Here is a 20,518-nt window from a genome sequence, read left to right as displayed (position 1 = left end):
CCCTATATAGACTAATACACTAAAAAAGGAACAATCTTCAAGCGTTTTCGATGTCATTGGCTATACTTTAAATAGTTATGTTAGCCAAGGATTGACCATGAAACTCCTCCTGCCTTTTATTACTGCCCTCAGGGTTTTAATACTCTCTTTTTGCTGCTTATTTTCATTTTATAGCCAAGCTATTGAGTGGCCGCAACAAGTGCAAACATCACAAGGCACACTTATAGTTTATCAACCACAACCCGAGAAACTAAACGGTAATACTTTAAAAGCCCGTGCAGCAATGTCATTTTCGGTTTCAGGCAATGACGCTGTGTTTGGCGTATTTTGGTTTACCGCTAAATTAGATACTGACCGCGAAAATGATACCGTCACCGTTCGCAATATGAATGTCACCGATGTACGCTGGCCTGAATCAAAAGATGCTGGAGAACAACAGTTTACTGCTGTCGTTAATGAAGCAATAAAAGCCAGTCAATTCGAAACCTCTCTTTCGCAACTCACCGCCAGCCTGGAAAGTGCAGAAGCAGCAGAACAAAGTTTAACGCAATTAAAAACCGATCCTCCGGCGATTATTTTCAAAGAGCAGTTGTCAGTTTTACTTAGTTTTGATGGTGAACCTAAGTTTAGTAAAATTGAAAACAGCCAATATGAGCGCGCTTTAAACACCGCCATGACAGTGATTAAGGATAGCAAAAGCAAACTTTGTTATCTCACCGATGGGCAATTTTGGTATCAGGCAAAACAAGCCAAAGGGCCTTATGAATATACTCAGTCGCCACCGGCTGAACTTATAAAAATGCTCCCTAAAGATACCGAAAGCTCAGATCTAAGTGCACCACCAGCCATTGTTGTAGCCACTAAACCCACAGAGCTTATTGCAACAGATGGCGCAGCTAAATGGAAAAGCCTAACCGGTGGCGAGCTCATGTATGTGTTTAATACAGAAACCCCATGGCTGCGTGATATGCAAACTAACAATATGTACGTATTGTTATCTGGGCGCTGGTATCGCTCTAAACAGCAAACAGGCCCATGGACATTTGTACGTGGTGATGAGTTACCAGAGAGCTTTGCCAATATTCCACCTGAATCAGATTTAGGTGGCCTCAGAGTTTCGGTTGCTGGTACTGAAGAAGCTGACGAGGCTGTATTAGATGCTAAAGTGCCTCAAACAGCGGCTATCAGCCGTAAAGACACCAGTTTGACTGTGTATTATGATGGCAAGCCTAAGTTTGAACGGATCCCAGGCACGCAGGTTTCTTATGCCATTAATACCGATGCACAAGTGCTGCAAATTAAAGGCAAATATTATGCTGTCGATAATGCGGTGTGGTTTAAGGCAGACTCCGCACAAGGGCCTTGGCTTGTTGCTGATAGCATTCCAAAAGACGACATAGCAAAAATTCCTCCAAGTTCTCCTGTATACAACGTGACATATGTTGATATTTACGAGTCAACCCCTGAAGTAGTTTACGTCGGTTATTACCCAGGTTACATGTGGTCATACCCTTATTATGGCGTGCCAGTGTATGGAACAGGTTGGTATTACCCGCCATACTGGGGCGGTGGCTACTACTACCCTCGCCCACCGACTTGGGGCTTTAATATTGGCTATAACAACTGGACAGGCTGGTCTTTTGGCTTAAGTTGGAGCAATGGTTTTTTAAATCTAGGTATGAATTGGAATGTAGGTTGGCCAACCCATTATCGACCTTATCATTGTTGTAATGGCTGGTATGGTGGTGGTTACCGTGGCCCAGTTATTATTAATAATGGCAACATCAATATAGGCAACAAAATTAATGTCGGCCATAAACCGGGGCATCTTAATAAACAGCCAAGACTTAATATTTATAAGCGCGATCAAAGTAAATCTCGTCTTGCCTCAAAACAGCAGGTTAAACGCGATTTAAAAACTGCTATTAGCCAACGCGATAAGGCAAATAATGTTTTCGCTGATCAAAAGGGTAACGTGCTCAAACATGATGCTGATAAATGGCAACAACGTGTAGAGGGTAAATGGCAAACATTACCCAGAGATAAACAGCAACAAATCAAAGATCGGTCACAAAACATTGACCACCAACAAGTGCAAAATAAATTACAAAGCATAGATAAAAGTAAAGCGAGGCAAACATTGCAGCAACGCCAGCATACGCAAAACAGACAGCAAAATCGTATGCAGCAATTAAATCAAGCAAATAGAGCACGTCAGCAAGGTATGCAGCGCCAACAAATGCGCCGCAATACACAAAGACAAATGCCTAGACAATTGCCTAACCGAGGCCATTAATGTAAAAGTAGGTACAAAACAAGGCCAGTGTAAATACTGGCTTTGTTAACTTGACTAGCGTTAAGCACGCTTCATAACTATTTAAAAGATGAAATACCTACCTAGATAAAAAGCTTCAAAATAATTGCAAAAATTTGCTTAAAACCATTTCTCTATTAATTTTAATACTAAGTCCTTACAAAAATTTGCACGCTCATGTTAAATAACTATACCGTTCGTACGCGATTAGCCGTATTGGCTTTATTACCGGTTACAGTTTTTGTGATCACATCTATTTTTACAATGTCTATTATGTCGAACTTGATAAAAGGCATCGACAGTTTGTATGACGATAGAGTCATACCTCTTGAGCAGATAAAAACAGTATCGGACAATTACGCGGTTAGCATTGTTGATTTATTTCATAAATACCGCGCTGAGCAAATTTCAAAAACTGACTTTCTAGCCGCCGTTGAAAATGCAAAAAATGTCGCTGACAACAAATGGAAAAGCTACTTAGGAACCAAGCTCACCACAGAAGAGCAGCGCTTAGTTAATATAGTTGAAATGAACCTCAGTGTGGTCGAAAGCGAACTCAGCACGTTTTTAACCCAAGTTAAAAGTGACCAACTTAAAGCAGTACCTAACAAGGTGTTCGTAAAAAGTCTTTATGATGTGTTTGACCCACTCAGTGAAAGTTATCAAGGACTGATAAACTTACAAATCAATGAGGCTAACAAGTTTAAAAACGCCGCAGATAAAGATTTTGCTCAGGTCAGTATCGCTATGACTGCATCTATCACAGTTTTAATTATTTTGTTGCTGGCTATTGCCTTTATTATATACCGCTCTATTCATAACCCATTGTTATCTCTGAGTGAAACAATAGGTTCTATCTCTGAGAATGCCGACTTACGTCTGCGCGCCAAAACCCATGGTAATGACGAAATAGCCCAAGCAGCACATCACTTTAATGCCATGATGGAACGCATTCATACTTTAGTAAATGATGTAACGAGCGCAACACTCACACTTTCATCTGCGGCTGAACAAATGAACTCAATTAGCGACCAAGTAGCCAGCACAGCCACAGAGCAAGAACATCAATCGACGATGATTGCTACTGCCATTACGCAAATGAGTAGTGCCATTGAGCAAGTTGCTGCCAATGCATTATCAACATCAGAAAAAGCAACTCACACAGATAAAACAGCCAAACAGGGTCAGCAATCTGTGCAGGAAAATATTGATGCAATAAACCGCTTATCACATGTCGTTAATGCGAATACAAAACTAATCAATGAGTTAAACACACAATCAACTGATATCAATCAAGTGGTGATGATGATCCAGGGTATTGCAGAACAAACGAACTTACTTGCGTTAAATGCCGCCATTGAAGCTGCCCGTGCAGGTGAGTCAGGTCGCGGTTTCGCAGTAGTGGCTGATGAAGTTAGGCAGCTTGCGCACAACACGCAAAAAGCCACAGCGAGTATTAATGAAATGATTAGTAAACTACAAGCAATGGCGCAGCAGGCAGTTACCGCCATGGGCAATGCCGACGAAAGTGCCAAACAAAGTGTTGAATACGCCGAGCGCTCATCACAATTACTCTCTGAAATTACTCAAGAAATGGCTCTTATTGCCGATATGAACAACCAAGTATCCACTGCAACAGATGAGCAGACCACTGTTGCCAACGAACTAAGTTGTAATATTAATGAATTTAGTAGTAGCATTTCACTGGTTAGCGAAAGCTCGCAACAAAATGCGCAAGCCAGCCAAGAATTGGCTTCATTGGCTTCGAAATTACAACAGCAGGTGCATGTTTTCAAAGTATAATGTAGAGCTGCGCTCAAAAAACAGGGACTTACATTAATGAACAGGGCAGCATTTATATTACTATTAACATTTGTTCTGTGGAGTCTACAAAGCTTTGCGCATAAGCAAATTGTTATTCAGCTTGCAAAACCAAACTATATCGAAGCGGTAAAAAACCAATATATCCACGATATTCTCAACAAAAGTTTTGCTGCAATGGATGCGAATGTTGTGTTGCTTTACAACGTTAAGCCAATGAATAATAAACGTATTGTAGAGCAGCTGAGTCAGAATAAAACAATTACCCTAGCTTGGTTATCTTTGCCTCTCCAGCAAACTGACTCTCTAGTAAAAACAACTATCCCACTCTACAAAGGCTTACATGGCCAGCGTTTACTGATTATCCGCGACGAAGACCAAGAAAAGTTTAGATCCATTAAAACCCTTGCAGAATTAGCGCCCTTAGTTGGCCTCCAAAAACAGAGCTGGTCTGATTATACCGTGCTGAAAAATAATGGTTTAACAGTTAATGGAGAGCTTGATTATCCAGGTATGATCAAAGCCCTCAAAACAGGGCTTGGTGATTACTTTCCACGCTCAGTACTAGCAATTGACAGTGAACTAAATAGACTAAAACAGTTCAATTTTGTCATTGCACCAAACATCATGTTGCAATACCCCAGTGAATATTACTTTTATTTAAGTAGAGAAAATCAACACATTAGAGACATGTTAGAACAAGGCATGCAAAAGCTACAGCAATCTGGTGAGCTTGATAAACTTTATTTGCAATACTTTGGTGATGTTGAAAAACATTTTTCTTTAAAGCAACGTCATAGAATAACGCTAAATAATAAGGAGTAATCATGCTAAAAGCACTGCTCATCATTATCGTGGCATCAGCAATTTTTGCTGCGGGTTTTATGGCTGGGGTTTACAGTTTACCAATTTTAACTGAGCAACCTGCTCCTGAGGCTGGCATATTGAAGCAGCATCAAGGTCGAGCTCAGTTTAGTGCTGAGTTTAAACCAAATCTTAAAGGTTCAGACCGCTTGCATTATGGTGATGGCATGGTGTACCTAACAAATGATGCTATTTCTATGCAAGGCACTTTATCTCCTGGTCCTGACTATCAACTTTACCTATCACGCAACTTTGTCGATAACGAAGCCGATTTTTTAGCACAAAAAGGCACAATGCAACGTGTTGCAGGGGTGCGTTCATTCAATGGTTTTAAATTAGCTGTGCCACAAGGTATTGATGTCAGCGATTACAATACAGTGGTTATTTGGTGTGAAAGTTTCTCGGAGTTTATTACTGCAGCGCAGTATCAGTAAAAACAAAGCCGCCTTTGGAGAGGGCGGCTTTAAGACGGCAGCTATGGGTGTGAGCTGCCTAATCAAGAGTCATTAATTAAGCTGCATCTTCGGTGCTTTGTGTCTCTTCGCTGTGGCGAATTAAGTAATCAAAAGCACCTAAACTTGCTGTAGCGCCACTGCCCATTGCAATAATGATTTGCTTAAACGGCGTTGTTGTTGCATCACCTGCCGCGTAAACACCCGGTAATGATGTTGCACCTTTGCTATCGATTTCGATTTCGCCAAAGCGAGTCAGTGATAACTCTGAATCTTTTAACCATTCAGTGTTTGGCACCAAGCCTATTTGCACAAAGATACCTGCAAGCTCAAGCGATTTTTTATCACCAGAGATGCGGTCAACATAGCTTAAGCCTGTAACTCGTTTACCATCGCCAACAACTTCTGTCGTTTGCGCGTTTTTGATAATAGTAATGTTGTTTAAGCTATTTGCTTTACGAATAAGAACTTCGTCAGCACGTAGGGTATCAGCAAATTCAAGCACGGTGACATGCTCAACAATGTTAGCAAGGTCGATTGCAGCTTCAATACCTGAATTACCACCACCGATAACCGCAACGGCTTTACCTTTAAATAACGGACCATCACAGTGAGGACAGTAAGCAACGCCATGACCGCGATACTCTTTCTCACCTGGTACGTTCATTTCACGCCAGCGTGCACCGGTTGCTAATACCACTGATTTAGCATTCAAAACCGCGCCATTTTCTAGTGTGATTTGATAATTACCTTGCTTAGTAAGTGATGTCGCACGTTGGTTTTGCATAACATCAACATCGTATTCTTTTACGTGCTCTTCTAGTTGAGCAACTAATTTAGGGCCTTCGGTCGCTTTAACTGAGATAAAGTTTTCAATTGCTAAAGTATCTGAAACCTGACCACCAAAACGCTCTGCAACCACGCCCGTGTTCAAGCCTTTGCGTGCCGAATAGATTGCCGCAGAAGCCCCAGCTGGCCCCCCTCCAACAACAAGTACATCAAACAACTCTTTAGCACTTAATGCTTCAGCTTGGCGTGCTGCTGCTTTAGTATCTACTTTGTTTAGTATGTCGGTAAGGTTAACTGCGCCTTGGCTAAATAGCTCACCATTTAAATATACAGCCGGCACTGCTAAAACATTACGCTCATTCACTTCGTCTTGGAACAAAGCGCCATCAATCATAGTGGCCTTAATGTTTTCATTGTGTGCTGCCATTAAGTTTAGTGCTTGCACTACTTGTGGACATGTTTGACAACTTAATGAAATATAAACTTCAAAGTTAAGCGGCCCGGGTAATGATTTAATTTGTTCAATTTCACTCTCTGATGCCTTACTTGGATGACCACCTGTATGAAGGAGTGCAAGGATCAAGCTGGTGAATTCGTGGCCCATAGGCACACCCGCAAATGTAATTTGCGTATTGTTAATAGGTGAAGATACCACCATAGACGGACGACGTACGTCTTGGTTTGGGTTATCTCGCACCGAGAATTTTTCGCTTAACGATGCTAAATCGTTTGCTAAGTTTTTAAGTTCTGTTGATTTATTGCTGTCATCCAAGGCGATAAGCAGCTCAACAGGGCTGGTAATAGAAGCAAAGTGGCTTGTTAATTGGTTTTTGATATTCGTATCTAACATGGCTTAGCCCTTGAGTTCAGAATAAATAAGCTAGAAAAATTTTAGGAAACTACCCACCACCCGCTAATGTGCTTAATGTGAGTTGTGATGGGCAGTTAAAGTTACATTTGGATAGCAAAGCGAGGCTTTGCTATCGTTTAATGCTATGGCAAATTAGATTTTGCCAACTAGGTCTAGTGAAGGAGCAAGTGTCTCTTCACCTGGCTGCCATGATGCAGGACATACTTCACCGTCGTGGTTAGCAATGTACTGAGCAGCTTGTACTTTACGTACTAACTCTTTCGCGCTACGGCCGATGCCTAGGTCATGAGTTTCGATTACTTTGATTTCGCCTTCAGGGTTCATTACGAATGTACCGCGAAGAGCAAGACCTTCGTCTTCGATCATCACACCGAAGTTACGTGTGATACGACCTGTAGGGTCACCAATCATTGGAAATTTGATTTTACTAATTGTGTCTGACGTATCGTGCCATGCTTTGTGAGTGAAGTGAGTGTCAGTTGATACTGAGTAAACTTCAACACCCATTTCTTGAAGTTGCTCATAGTAATCTGCAACATCACCAAGCTCTGTAGGACATACAAAAGTGAAATCTGCTGGGTAAAAGAAGAAGATTGACCACTTACCTAGCACGTCTTTTTCTGTTAGCTCTACAAAGTCACCGTTGTGGTAAGCTGTTGCATTGAATGGTTGTAGTTTTGTGTTAATTAATGAAGTGCTCATAGTATTCCTCATTGATGTTTTAAAAATGTTTAATTAACGCAGTCTTGCGTCTGCTTGATTAATACAATAGAGGTGTGAGCGATTAAAATAAAATTGATTGTTTAGATTAAATTGATTTGTTTTTTAGATTAAACAGCTAAAAGTAATAAAAACTATAAAGCCCTCAACCAGTTACATGATAAAGGGCTTTCACATAAAGGAATAAAATTACTTACTAAAGCCGTATAAGCTCTTTGGTTTAATATAGTTAGGCTCAATTCCTTGCTCTTTTGCGGCAGCTAACATCACTTGCTCAATCCAACCGGCATCCATAATATTCATATAGTTACCATCAGGGTCAAAGTTAATGTTAGAGCCCATAACCACCATAAAGGTATCGGTCATTTCAGTATTATCTTTTGGAACTTGAAATTGATGAATCGAACCGCCTGGCTCAAACAAATAGCTACCCGGCACTTGTAAATCATCTGGATATTCTGTGTAGTGCCAACTCCCTGCAAGCGTATATAAGTGCACGACTCCAGTATGGAAATGTCTTGGTAAAACCGTGCCTGGTTCAAATAAAACACGTAGTACCCATACCCCATTCTCAGAATCTAGCATCAATGGGTAAATGTGTACGCCAGGTAAGGCGTTTTTAATTAGCTTTTCATCGTTGGTATGTATTGTCAGTAAAAAATCTTGATGGTTAATAATATCTGGTAATGCCATGAGTGTGCCCTCTTTTCACTTACTATTAATATTTCTTTAATTTACTGGAGCGGTATCTATCCGCAGTTCTTCTTTGCAAAGCCCTTGCTCATACGCCCACTGCAATGCATGTTGCATACCTTGCTGTAAGGTAAATTCAGGCTTATAACCCAAAATACGATGTGCTTTTTCATTACTATATGCCGCACTTTTACGGCTTAGCATACGCATTGTTGATGGGTTGATATCGGTAGTTTTACCGACCAAGTGATAACACCACTCGATAAACCCTGTTAACTTTATTGCTAAGGCGTAGTTCACAACCTTGACCTGCTTTTTCTTTTGCGCCTGAGCCAAGTAATTAAAATAAGTTTGATTAGTCACTTGCTCAGGTCCTGATAGATTAAAAATCTCACCGCTTGCATCATCGCTCATGGCGCTTAAGTAAATGCCTTTGACTAGATCATCAATATAAATAGGTCCAAACATGCCCTCGGGCACCATAAATGTCCCCTTTGCGATTTCTTGTAAAGGGTAGGCTATCCAAGGTCGTGATCCTGGTCCGTATACATCGCCAGGACGAATAATCGTGACATTGAGTTTTTTACTGGCGTGATAGCTTAGCGATAAATGCTCGCTCATCATTTTCGAGTCGTTATAGGCTCGACCATCAGGAAACAAAGGTGCATCTTCTTTAATGTCAGTTTGCAAATCACTGCCATAGACTGCGGTCGACGAAATATGAATAAAACGTTTTACGGTGTTTGCTGCCACAGCTGCATCAAGCAAATTTTTCGTCCAACCGACATTCGCCTGCCAGGTTTGCTTGTAACTAAACGCGTTTGAAACAATTGCCGCTGTATGAATAACTAAATCGCAGTCATTCATTAATGAGCGCCAGCTAGCTGGCTCATTTAAATTACCTGCAATAATATTGAGCTCTTCACAGGGAATTAAATCAACCCCACATACATCGATTCCATGCGCTTTAAAGTAGCGCGCAAGTGTTCGACCAATGAAACCATTGCCGCCACTTATAAAAACTTTTGAGTAATGCATTGTGTGTTCCTCTTAAGTATATTGCGGCCCTATTCACCGTTCTCAGACCAATCAGTTAATACATTGTTAAACTTTAATGACCTCTATTACTTTACTTTTCGCGCAATTGTTTTTACTTTTTACGCCAGCACATTCAAAAAGAGCACACTATGCCCCGATTAACACAAGCACCTGATCTAATTAGAGTATCTGCTCTACACGGCTATATTGAACTGATTGAAAGTAAATTGGTGAACCCTGACGCACTACTATCGCGCGTTGGTTTAGACAGAAAGCAATTACAAGATGCCAATAACTTTGTTCAGTATCAGCAACTCATCCAGTTGTTAGAAATCACAGCGAAAGAATTAAACCTGCCCTATTTCGGGTTAGAGTTAGGCCGTTGGCAAAGCTTGAACATTTTGGGGTCAGTGGGTTATTTGATGGGGAATTGCGACACCCTTGAAATGGCGTTAAAAAATTTAACTAAGTACTATCATGTGCATCAAAATAGCGCTGACTTACTCCTTGAAGTAGACCAAGACTATGTAAAACTGTCGTTTTTAGTGCGCAGTAGCTTAAAATTGAGTGTTTACCATGGTGCCGACTTAGCTTTAAGTGTTGGGGTCAATTTGTTAAAGCAATTAACCGATGATCAAATAAAACTGCATCGTTTGGAGCTTCCCCACAGTTGCGATGAAAATCCTAGTGTTTATCGTCAAGCCCTTGGGCAAATTCCAACATTCAACTGCGCACACACCGCAGTTGTATTTGATAAAAAATATCTCAAGCTCACTATTAAAAATTCAGATAAACAGTTATTTTCTATACTTAGCCAACAGCTCGGACACCTTCAAGACACGAAACGAGAAAACATCTCTGATCACGTTGAAGTTCTGATCAAACAATATCTACTTCATGAAGAGTTTGGTGTAAATCTGATCGCCGAAAAGCTATCAATGAGTGCACGTAGCTTGCAGCGGCACTTAACAAAGCATGACACAACCTTTCGTGAATTAGTCGATGACGTGCGTTGTAATTTAGCACATCAGTATTTAACTGAATCTAGCCTCAGCTTATCAAACATCTCAGATATATTAAGCTTTTCTAATTACAGCGAATTTACTCGAGCTTTCAAGCGTTGGTATGGTATTCCACCAAAAAATTATCGTAAGTCTCACTCCTGTTAATGGCGTAAAAAGTTAAAAATAAGTCGTTTAAAGCTAAGTTTTCTGTTAACAACTTATATATATTGACTAGCTAGTTTCGCTAATTATTGGTCATGCATGTTAAGAAGAGTGTTTATTACAGGTGCCAACAGTGGCGTTGGGTTCGAGTTAGCAAAGCATTATATTCGCCGAGGTGACGATGTAGCTCTCTTCGGTTTTCAGTTTAGCGATAAAACCAGACATGCCTTAATTGAGCTTAAAAATACAGATCAGTACGTTGAATTTTTTGCGAGCAACATTGCCGATTTTGAAGCGTTACAAATCCAGGTAAACAATGCTATTTCAGCGATAGGCAAACCCGAATTAGCAATAGAGTGCTCACAATTTTGTTTTGAGAACAGTGAGCAACCTTGTCACAAACTTGGTTTAGCCAGTCACAATTTTGCTAATGCAATAAGCCCTTACCTTGATATGAATAGTCACCTAGCTTTAACGACTCCCACCACCAATGCAAACAAACTTTCACCAGACCCCAGCTTCTTACTTCTTACAAAGGAGCTACGTCAAAAGTTAAAACCAAGCAATATTAAAGTCAGCTTAATTTGTACTTATAAAATTGACACTTTACTTAAAAACTCAACCGTAACCTCTAAGCAAGTTTTACAAGGCTTAGATAAGCAAAAATTAATGGTGATCTTAGGCTTACAATCTAAACTAACCTATATCATGAGCCGTTATTTACCGAATTGGATAATGAGTTCTGTGATTGATCGCCTCATCAAACAACAACTAATAAGAACAACACGCTAAGGAACAACCATGGACACACATGATAACCTCACGCAATTAATTGAGCATACATGTCAGACGTATGCCGCTCTTCCTGCCTATAACAGTGCAGGTAAAACGCTCACTTTTTCTCAAGTAGAACAACAATCTCGCTATTTAGCACAGTGGTTTCAGCATCAAAGCGGTCTTGTTGCGGGGGATCGAATCGCTATTCAACTGCCTAATATTGTTGACTACCCTATCGTTACCTATGCAGCATTTCGAGCCGGATTAATCGTTGTAAATACCAACCCGCTTTACACTGCTCGTGAAATGCTGCATCAGTTTAATGATGCAGATGTTAAAGCCATTGTTATTCTTGACGCCCTTACCGATAAATTAGCAACAATTATCAATGATACCTCGATCAAAACCGTTATTGTTGCAGCCGCGGTTGCTGAGCCGACATTGCAAGAGGGTCAATTTTCATTAAATGAACTCATTCGCCAAGGTGAAAGACTCACACCACTTAGCGCTCATCAGGCAAGTCGTGACGATATTGCTGTTTTACAATACACTGGCGGGACAACTGGGGTTGCCAAGGCCGCAATGCTAAGTCATGGCAACATCTTAGCCAATGCCGAGCAAATGAATGAGCGCTTTGATGATATTTTAAAGCCAGGTCAAGAAACCGGTATTTGCCCGCTTCCGCTTTATCATATTTACGCTTTTACTGTGAACATGGTTGGCCTATTTGCCATGGGGCAATTTAATGTACTTATTCCAAACCCTCGTGACCTCGATGCTTTAGTGAAGCAAATAGAACCGTTTGAAATTAATTACTTTTCAGGTATTAACACCCTTTTTATTGGCTTGTGCATGCACCCGGGGTTTAAGGCTCTGAACTTTTCAAACTTAAAAATGACAGTTTCAGGGGGCGCAGCTTTAACACATGCTGCAGCTGATGCGTGGATGAGCACCACAGGTTGCACAATCACAGAAGGCTATGGCTTGTCAGAAACCTCGCCCGTTGCCACACTTAATGACTTTAAAAAAGAAGAAATTGGCAGCATTGGCCGCCCACTATCAAACACCACCGTGGAAATTTGGGATGAAAACGACGAGCCTGTTGCTGACGGTGAGTCTGGCGAGATAGTTGTTAAAGGCCCGCAGGTGATGATGGGTTATTGGCAGCGTCAAGACGAAACAGACAAATGTATGAAACGAGGTTTTTTCAAAACTGGTGATGTGGGTCTGAAACTTCCAAGTGGTAATTACAAAATTGTAGACCGTTTAAAAGACATGATTATTGTTTCTGGCTTTAACGTGTACCCTAATGAAGTTGAAAACGTACTTTGTCAGCACCCTGCAATCTGCGAAGCGGCCGTAATTGGCGCAAAAGATGAAAAAACAGGGGAGCGTGTTTGTGCCTACATTACCTTAAAAGAGCACATTGATGAGCAACAAGTGAGTGACTATTGCCGCGAAAACTTAAGTGCTTATAAAGTGCCTAAATCAATCATTTTTATGGAACAATTACCTAAATCGACGGTTGGCAAAATTCTACGTCGAGAGTTACGCCAACAATAAAGCGATCGTTTTAGCCGCCTAACTGGTATAAAATAGTTAAAAGATAAAAGCATACCGTTAGGTATGCTTTTTAATTTAAGCGGTTTTAAGGTCATTATGGAAAAGTTTATTAATCACATTCAACTCGGTTACTTAGGTTTACTGCCGTTTTTAGGCTGCGTTGGCTGGCCACTCATCGCAGGCAGTAATGCTGTCAACTTAGACTTTTTCACTTTTTATAGCATCGCTATTTTAGCCTTTATGGCTGGTAACTTATGGCATGCAGGCCAGCAAACGCATGCTGATGCCATTAAAGCGATCATTCCTATCTTACCTATTGGCTTTTTAAGTTTTTTACCAACAACCTGGACTCTCGCTTGGCTAGCGGCAAGCTTTTGGCTTGTATTATTATTCGAGAAAAGCTCGCCGCAGTGGCAAACCTATCACGTTGATTATCAAAAAATGCGATTTGTTTTAACCTCAGTTGTATTTGTATGCCACATTTTTGTGATTGGTATGAGTATCTATCCTGAGTAGCCCTTTAGCCCTGTTTGCGGTAACATCCGCGGCTCAGTTTCTTAAGGACTTGCTATGATAGATCAATTGCGCGCCAAACTAGACCTCCTCGGCGAAAATTACGTTGAAAAAGGCGCTCACTTTAAAATTAAAGTGATTCCTTTTTTTTGTGCTATCCACATCAAAAAAGATCACAAAAACCAAGGTACTCTAAAGTTATATTCCAATCAGTTGATTGAAATATTTTTAGCTACCATGTTCTTATTATTCGGGTTAATGCTCTTTGACACAGATGCAGGCTTTACGCACGGTCCTATTCATATCGTTATTGCCGTTTTAATAAGTTTTAACTTAATATTTAAGCAAATAGCGATTGAAGGACTTAAAACTCGCTTAGCGCTTTGTCCTGAAATCGCAGTTGAAAAAGCGCAAAAACAAGGCAAATAACAACATGTTTTTAGACCCTAGTTGGCGCATTTTGACGGTAGGGGATGGTGATTTGTCATTTTCGCATTCCATTGCTCGTCATATAAACCCCGCTAAGCTTGTTGCTTCGACCTATGATGATGCAAACACTATAGAGCAAAAATATGCCGACAATGCACTAAGCGCTTTGCAACAACTAAATGTAACAACACTCACTGAGTTTGATGTTACACAGCCCGATTCATGGCTGCGCTTAGGCGAGGCACGTTTCGATCTGGTTATTTTTCAATTTCCACTTATACCTGCGTTTAAAGGTGAAGCAGCATTCAAAGCAAATACCCAACAAGGTGGTATGAATGTTTTAAACCGCGCTTTGTTGCATCGCTACTTAGACTACGCAAGCCAATTCGCATTAGATAAAAATGGCCCAATGCTTTGTTACATCACCTCTAAAGATGTAAAACCGTATCGCGAATGGAATATTGAAGGCACGTTAAATCTAGGACTTAATTGCCAGTATCTTGGCCAAATGCCATTCGATATTAGCGTGTTTCCGGGCTATAAAATTCGCAATGTTGATCGCGATAAACACGTTAAAGACACCAGCGGCATTACCTATGTATTTAGCGAAAAAACTGACCATGACATTACCTCTAAGCTGACTTTACCCGCTTATTTAGGTGATAAACACTGTGCTTTATGCCGCGTTGGCCCTTATATGGCACAAGAAGATGAAGACAAACATTTGTTAAGCAAGAAACATAAACAGATGGAAAAATTTGAACAGGATTGGCAAGCATGGCTTGCACAAAACAACCAGGAGTAAATATGAAATTTGTGATTGTAGGTACCAATTTTATAAGCGACACGCTACTGAGTGCAGCCAAACAAATTGAACAATTCTCCTTATATGGCGTGTGCTCTCGAGAGCAGCAAACTGGTGACTCTTTCCTTGCAAAGCACGACATTGCAAACGCAAAAGTATTTACCAACATTGAGCAAGTGTGCCAAGACCCATTAGTCGATGCCGTCTACATTGCTGCACCAAATAGCTTCCACAAAGACTACGCTGTAATGTGTTTAAAAGCCGGTAAACACGTTTTAGGTGAAAAGCCTTCGGCTGCTAATAGCACAGAACTTGAGGCAATTATTCAAGCAGCAAAAACGCATCAACGCTTATACATGGAAGCGATGATGACCACCCATTTACCAAACTTTGCACGTTTAAAAAATGCCATCACAAAAATTGGCACACCACGAAAATATATTGGTCAATATAGTCAGTACTCATCACGTTACGATAAGTATAAAAATGGTGAGCGCCCAAATACTTTCTTGCCAGAGTTTGCTAACGGCGCATTAGTAGATTTAGGCATTTATCCGCTATATATCTTACTTGCAATTTGGGGTGCCCCACAAACAGTAAAAGCCAGTGGCGTATTACTTGAAACCGGTGTTGATGGCGCTGGCGACGTATTATTAAATTATGCCGATAAACAAGCAGTAATAAGCTACTCTAAAATCTCGCAAGGCGATAATTTTACTGAAATTCAAGGTGAAAAAGGCCGTATTCGTATCGAAGCAGTATCACTATTAAAACGCATACAGTTTATCGGCAACGATGGTACTGTCGAAGAGCTCTCTGAGGAGTTTGATGAACACTTTATGCGTCATGAAGTAAGCCATTTCATTCAAGCAGCGAATGCCGGACAAATTGAGTCGTCAGTTAATACCCATGCACTTTCAAAGCAAGTCATGGCAGTGCTTGATGAAGCGCGAAGTCAGCTTGGTGTTGTCTATCCTGCAGACAAAAGCTAATAATGACCTAGGGCAGCTATTCTAGTTGCCCTAGCAAACTCAAAATTCCATCCTTAGTAATATCCCTCGCTTGCATAGCAACACTAACACCCGCTTGTTGAACAATATCTAGTGATACTTTTTCTGCCATTACTTTGGCAAAATCGGTATCTTCAATTCGCTGGTTTGCTGAACTTAGCATCGACGACTGATTAGATTCATTGCGTATAGTCGACTCAATTGCATTCATTTTTGCCCCGACTTCAGCTCTGAACCCACCGATACGCGACAATGCAGTGTCAATTCTAGCAATTGCATTTTGAGCCAAGTCTTCGCGGCCTATAGTAATGCCCTCAATTGTTAAAGAACCAGCACTGGCATCAATATCTTCAAATATAATATAACCATCTTCGCCAATTGCTTGGTCTGTTGATGTTACCATCATCGGACCATCACTTGATTCAGCAGATGATGAATTTAAACTCCCTAGAGAGTCCCAACTGGCAGTAATTCGAAACATACCCGAGCCAATCACTGTAAGAAGCAGCGGCTCGGTTACATTATCAATGAATATTTCTTCATTTGAACTACCTGAGCTTGGGTTACCATTCCCCGAGTAGGTAAAGTTCATTCCATTAATAGTTTGACTATTTACAGCTGGGAAATTAAAACCTCCCCCCGTAAATAAATTGCCATTGCTATATGTTTCTGTGCCTTGGTAACCATTTGCTGGAGTAAATAAATTTGCCTCAATTCTAGATTGCACAGACGATAAATCTTGCCCAACTAAATGCTCGCCAGTTTGGGTAAATAGATTTAAATCATCATTCGCACCATTATCATTTATTTGAATCCTGACGTTCGTTGAACCCGCAGGTATTAGGCCTAAAGAAATATCTCCTGAGCTCATCCCTTGCTGAACATTATTAGAAAACACTTCATCTAATACCGGAACATTATCTAAATTCGTCTCTAGTTCAGGCTTAGACATTAATGGTTTTTTACCAAAAATTTCTGTATTTACTACAACGCTATTTATATGATCTCGTAATTGTGAAAACTCTTCATTTAACGCTTCCCTATCTATATCTGTATTTGAGCCATTTGCTGCTTGAAGAGCTAAAGTTCGCATGCGTTGAAGCGTATCTGTGAGTTCTGATAAACCAGCATCAGCAACTTGTCCATAGCTAATACCATCTTGTAAATTTCGAAGTGTTTGTTGCTTCACTGCTAATTGTGTTGTTAATCGATGACTTATCTGTAGGCCAGCAGCGTCGTCTTTTGCAGAGTTTATACGTTTCCCCGAAGCTAATTTCTCATAGGTTGAGGTAATAGATTGCGTGTTTTGCAGTGAACTTGGCGTGCGTAGTCGTGGCGAATTGATCGTCAACATTTTGTCTTCCTTGGCAAAAAGACTAGACGAAGCAAAACTCATACCATTTTATTAGTAACTAAAAGTTTTCAACTTTCCTTGAATTAACCTTCTTAATGAATGTTCATTTGTAACAATATTTTTGCGGTTGTAGGTTATTGCACTATGTTTAAATAATGCATTATTTAATTTGTGAGACTTAGCCTTGTCTATAAGATTTTTATTAAGAGCCGTTTTCGCAGCAACCATTACCCTTGCTGCAGGACTACTCGTCATAATTTTATTGTTGCAAGCAGGCCAAGATAAAAGTTTATACTCTGCCCAGCAGCGCTATGAACTAAGCCATCTTGCACAGCTTTCATCTTCAAATTCGATTCACCTTACTGAACTTGCCCGTCAACATGTTGTGACTTTAGATAACCGCTATAAAGACGAATACTATAAGCTTGTTGATCAAATTCAAGGAAAAACAACTTGGCTTAATGGTGAAAAGAAAAGTTATGAACAGCGCTTAAAAGCTTATAATGTTGCCGCTGACGACTTAGCCCTTTTACAAAAATCAAACGATTTATCACTTAAACTGATTGAAACAGAAGAAAATGCATTTAGTTTAGTCAGTAATTTGATTGGTCAAGATACTAATAATTTGAGTCCAGCCGAGCACAAAAAATGGGTGCATGCTATCGAGCTTTTAACCAACGATGCATACATGGCCGAAGTTGAGAAAATTCAGCAGCCTGTTCAAGCCTTTTTAAGCTCAATCAAGAAAAAAAGTGCAGCGGATGTAAAAAGCAATCATGACAGTGTCGTCACCCTAAGTTTAATAAGTACAGCTTTAGTGCTCACTATTATTGCCACCTTAATATTGTGTTATTGGCAATTAGAAAAAAAAGTGATTAAAGCCACCCATGCCTTGATCGATGAAGCGAAGCGTATCTCTGAGGGGGATTTATCTTGTTATATAGACCACAAAGCCGATGACGAAATAGGTCAGCTTGCTAGTAGCTTTAACATTATGGTCGATAAGCTCTCACAACTACTTAGAGAAATACACGATCAATCAGAGCAAGCTCAAGTGGCAGCGAGAAGCTTAGATGATATTTCGCAGCAAGCTAAAACGTTGAATGATATTCAAAGCCAAGCAATTGAGGTTATTTCAAGCTCAGTATACGAAAACTCAACGGCCGTTAAGGAAGTATCACAAAACTGTGCAGAAGCGGCAAGCAGTGCGACATCTGCAAATCAAAAAACTCAAGATGGTCTACAGGTAGTGCAACAAGGTGTTAATTCTGTTGAATCAGTGGCCGACACCTTAACCAAATCACTAACGGACCTTAATCAACTGGAAGCCTCAGTAAATGAAGTAACTGTTATTTTAAGTGTTATAAGTAACATTGCTGAACAAACTAATTTACTGGCACTCAATGCAGCAATCGAAGCAGCACGAGCTGGTGAACAAGGCCGAGGATTTGCGGTTGTCGCAGATGAAGTAAGGACCTTGGCTAGTCGCACACAAAGCTCAACCCTTGAGATCCAAGAGAAAATTGACTCATTACAATCGGCGACCAATGCCGTGACACAAAGGATCCGCTCAAGTGATGCGCAAATAAAAGAGGCTGTGGTAAATTCAGAAAAAGTTGGCCATATGCTCGATGAAATTAGCGTTCAAGCAAAAGCTATTTCTGATGCCAATATGACCATAGCTTCTGCATCTGAGCAGCAATCTCAAGTGACAGAAGAAATCGCCCGGCGCTTAAACGAAGTTCAAGACACAAGCCGTAAGTCACAGCAACAAACGCAAAGTATTTCAGATTCATCAAGTAAATTGGCTAACTTGGCAAATAACTTAAACGGGCAAATTAATCGCTTTAAATTAAGCTAGTCGCTGAGTATACCAGCGATTAGCGATTAGCTTAAAATCGGAAAGTAACAGATGCACCGATTGTTCGTGGATTAACAACGGCCATATAGCCTTGTGGGTGACGACCACTGACAGGCTCTTGTGAGGTATACGTTTTTCATCCAAGGCATCGTTGATATAGACGCTTACCGACCCTTGCTCGTTATCTTAAGCCTTCTATAAACGCTGTAATGAGTTTATGACTAAACGTCATCAGCAAAAATCAGCCTAAACAAACCATCATTTTCACCTTAAAATAAGCAAGGCTAGCTTATCTAGATATCAAAGCAATTTGATACCCATATTTTGCTTTATCGAAAATCTTTGCACGTTTAACGAAAAACATTTCTTCTCCAATAAAACATCAGTAGAATCGCCGCAAACTTGAGCTATTAACTTTCATAAGGACAGTGATGCTGCGCACCATTCCACCGTTTTTTATTGCTGTTATTTGCGTGCTTCTTGCAATGGTTACCATTCAATCTGGAGCCTCTGTTGCAAAGCAATTATTTCCTTTAATTGGCCCTGAAGGCACAACCGCACTGCGCTTAGGTTTTTCAGCAGCTATTTTGTGCCTTGTTTTTAAGCCTTGGCGAGCATTTCCGCCTATCGGGCAGCGCATGCCGATTATCGTTTATGGCTTAAGTTTAGGTGGCATGAACATTCTGTTCTATTATGCCATTGAACGTATTCCTTTAGGGATAGGTGTTGCGCTAGAGTTTACAGGCCCCCTTGCGGTTGCTCTACTTTCGTCACGTAAAAAACGCGACCTATTTTGGGTAGCCTGCGCCATTGCTGGCATTATTTTATTGCTACCCGATATGAAAGGCGAAGACAGCCTCGACCCTATAGGTGTTATTTTAGCCCTTGCGGCGGGAGCGTGTTGGGCGTTTTATATATTGTTTGGCAAAAAGACCGGAAACCAAGGCTCAGGCGGGATGACCGTTGCCATGGGTATGAGCGTTGCCGCGATTGTACTTGTGCCTTATGGCGGCGTTTCACAAGGGGCTGCACTATTGAGTTGGGAAGTGTTACCACTGGGTCTTTTAGTAGCCATCATGTCTAGTGCACTACCATACACGCTAGAAATGGTTGCGCTTCGCAATATGCCAGCGCAAGGTTTCAGCATCATGATGAGTTTAGAGCCAGCCATTGCTGCATTGGCTGGCTTTATGATCCTAGGCGAGTTTTTAAGCATGTGGCAATGGCTAGCTATTTTATTAGTGATTACCGCCTCGGTTGGCAGCTCAATGTCGAATAATAAATAAATTTATCAAGGCGCCTCAGGGCGCTTTTTTCATACCCAATTAGTAAACTTGCCTTTTCATATACACAAAACTCTTTGACATAATTTGTTACATTTATTTGTATTAATATATCACCTTTTTCTTAAACAGTGATGATAACCATTATCATTTATGATAACTTACCCGCGATTGTTTCCTTATTAAAAACAATAA

General features: G+C 40.6%; 18 protein-coding genes. 13 read left to right on the top strand and 5 right to left on the bottom strand.

Translation table 11 applies throughout. The features are described 5' to 3' along the window. Positions 1 to 97 precede the first annotated feature (97 nt). From HCZ11_RS01975 to HCZ11_RS01960, 4 genes are all read left to right on the top strand, one after another. Complete coding sequence (locus HCZ11_RS01975) at positions 98 to 2,296, top strand: DUF3300 domain-containing protein (protein ID WP_167657490.1); 2,199 nt, start codon at positions 98 to 100, stop codon at positions 2,294 to 2,296. Between the two features lie 195 nt (positions 2,297 to 2,491). Beyond that, positions 2,492 to 4,117: a methyl-accepting chemotaxis protein gene (locus HCZ11_RS01970; RefSeq protein ID WP_167657489.1), complete on the top strand. Its 1,626-nt coding sequence runs from the start codon at positions 2,492 to 2,494 to the stop codon at positions 4,115 to 4,117. Between the two features lie 36 nt (positions 4,118 to 4,153). Then, complete coding sequence (locus tag HCZ11_RS01965; RefSeq protein ID WP_167657488.1) at positions 4,154 to 4,960, top strand: ABC transporter substrate-binding protein; 807 nt, start codon at positions 4,154 to 4,156, stop codon at positions 4,958 to 4,960. A 2-nt stretch (positions 4,961 to 4,962) separates the two neighbouring features. Further along, positions 4,963 to 5,433: a DM13 domain-containing protein gene (locus HCZ11_RS01960; protein ID WP_130052759.1), complete on the top strand. Its 471-nt coding sequence runs from the start codon at positions 4,963 to 4,965 to the stop codon at positions 5,431 to 5,433. 76 nt (positions 5,434 to 5,509) lie between these two features. Here the strand turns inward: HCZ11_RS01960 and ahpF are convergent, their stop codons facing one another. The 4 genes from ahpF to HCZ11_RS01940 form a co-directional block, all read right to left on the bottom strand. Next, complete coding sequence (gene ahpF, locus HCZ11_RS01955) at positions 5,510 to 7,090, bottom strand: alkyl hydroperoxide reductase subunit F (protein ID WP_167657487.1); 1,581 nt, start codon at positions 7,088 to 7,090, stop codon at positions 5,510 to 5,512. Positions 7,091 to 7,243: 153 nt separating this feature from the next. Then, the gene (gene ahpC, locus HCZ11_RS01950) at positions 7,244 to 7,813 is read right to left on the bottom strand and encodes an alkyl hydroperoxide reductase subunit C (protein WP_130052761.1); all 570 of its coding nucleotides are present in this window, start codon (positions 7,811 to 7,813) and stop codon (positions 7,244 to 7,246) included. Positions 7,814 to 8,020: 207 nt separating this feature from the next. After that, positions 8,021 to 8,524, bottom strand: coding sequence for a 2,4'-dihydroxyacetophenone dioxygenase family protein (locus HCZ11_RS01945; RefSeq protein WP_167657486.1), 504 nt, complete (start codon positions 8,522 to 8,524; stop codon positions 8,021 to 8,023). 36 nt (positions 8,525 to 8,560) lie between these two features. Continuing rightward, positions 8,561 to 9,562: an NAD(P)-dependent oxidoreductase gene (locus HCZ11_RS01940; protein ID WP_130052763.1), complete on the bottom strand. Its 1,002-nt coding sequence runs from the start codon at positions 9,560 to 9,562 to the stop codon at positions 8,561 to 8,563. A gap of 149 nt (positions 9,563 to 9,711) precedes the next feature. On the opposite strand from HCZ11_RS01940, the gene HCZ11_RS01935 reads away from it, so the two are divergent. From HCZ11_RS01935 to HCZ11_RS01905, 7 genes are all read left to right on the top strand, one after another. Continuing rightward, positions 9,712 to 10,731, top strand: a complete 1,020-nt coding sequence (locus HCZ11_RS01935; protein ID WP_167657485.1) for an AraC family transcriptional regulator — start codon at positions 9,712 to 9,714, stop codon at positions 10,729 to 10,731. A gap of 96 nt (positions 10,732 to 10,827) precedes the next feature. Beyond that, positions 10,828 to 11,520, top strand: coding sequence for an SDR family NAD(P)-dependent oxidoreductase (locus HCZ11_RS01930; RefSeq protein WP_130052765.1), 693 nt, complete (start codon positions 10,828 to 10,830; stop codon positions 11,518 to 11,520). A 9-nt stretch (positions 11,521 to 11,529) separates the two neighbouring features. Beyond that, on the top strand, positions 11,530 to 13,068 hold the full coding sequence (locus tag HCZ11_RS01925; protein WP_167657484.1) for an AMP-binding protein: 1,539 nt from the start codon (positions 11,530 to 11,532) through the stop codon (positions 13,066 to 13,068). Positions 13,069 to 13,164: 96 nt separating this feature from the next. Further along, on the top strand, positions 13,165 to 13,584 hold the full coding sequence (locus tag HCZ11_RS01920; protein WP_130052767.1) for a DUF3429 domain-containing protein: 420 nt from the start codon (positions 13,165 to 13,167) through the stop codon (positions 13,582 to 13,584). 54 nt (positions 13,585 to 13,638) lie between these two features. Next, positions 13,639 to 14,010: a hypothetical protein gene (locus tag HCZ11_RS01915; protein ID WP_130052768.1), complete on the top strand. Its 372-nt coding sequence runs from the start codon at positions 13,639 to 13,641 to the stop codon at positions 14,008 to 14,010. 4 nt (positions 14,011 to 14,014) lie between these two features. Further along, on the top strand, positions 14,015 to 14,815 hold the full coding sequence (locus HCZ11_RS01910; RefSeq protein ID WP_167657483.1) for a class I SAM-dependent methyltransferase: 801 nt from the start codon (positions 14,015 to 14,017) through the stop codon (positions 14,813 to 14,815). Between the two features lie 2 nt (positions 14,816 to 14,817). After that, positions 14,818 to 15,807, top strand: a complete 990-nt coding sequence (locus tag HCZ11_RS01905) for a Gfo/Idh/MocA family protein (protein WP_167657482.1) — start codon at positions 14,818 to 14,820, stop codon at positions 15,805 to 15,807. A gap of 16 nt (positions 15,808 to 15,823) precedes the next feature. Here the strand turns inward: HCZ11_RS01905 and HCZ11_RS01900 are convergent, their stop codons facing one another. Next, positions 15,824 to 17,179 (bottom strand): flagellin, encoded by a 1,356-nt coding sequence (locus tag HCZ11_RS01900; RefSeq protein ID WP_167657481.1) that lies wholly within the window; start codon positions 17,177 to 17,179, stop codon positions 15,824 to 15,826. Positions 17,180 to 17,363: 184 nt separating this feature from the next. Between HCZ11_RS01900 and HCZ11_RS01895 the strand changes: the two genes are divergently transcribed. Continuing rightward, entirely contained in the window at positions 17,364 to 19,040 is a 1,677-nt protein-coding gene (locus HCZ11_RS01895; protein WP_167657480.1) for a methyl-accepting chemotaxis protein, read from the top strand. Positions 19,041 to 19,471: 431 nt separating this feature from the next. Further along, complete coding sequence (locus HCZ11_RS01890) at positions 19,472 to 20,326, top strand: DMT family transporter (protein WP_130052773.1); 855 nt, start codon at positions 19,472 to 19,474, stop codon at positions 20,324 to 20,326. Positions 20,327 to 20,518: the final 192 nt, after the last annotated feature.

This window comes from Pseudoalteromonas sp. HF66 (genome assembly GCF_011806445.1).
Classification (GTDB): domain Bacteria; phylum Pseudomonadota; class Gammaproteobacteria; order Enterobacterales; family Alteromonadaceae; genus Pseudoalteromonas; species Pseudoalteromonas apostichopi.
Note: the sequence above shows the minus strand (reverse complement) of the source record. Positions and strands in the feature narration are given on the sequence as shown.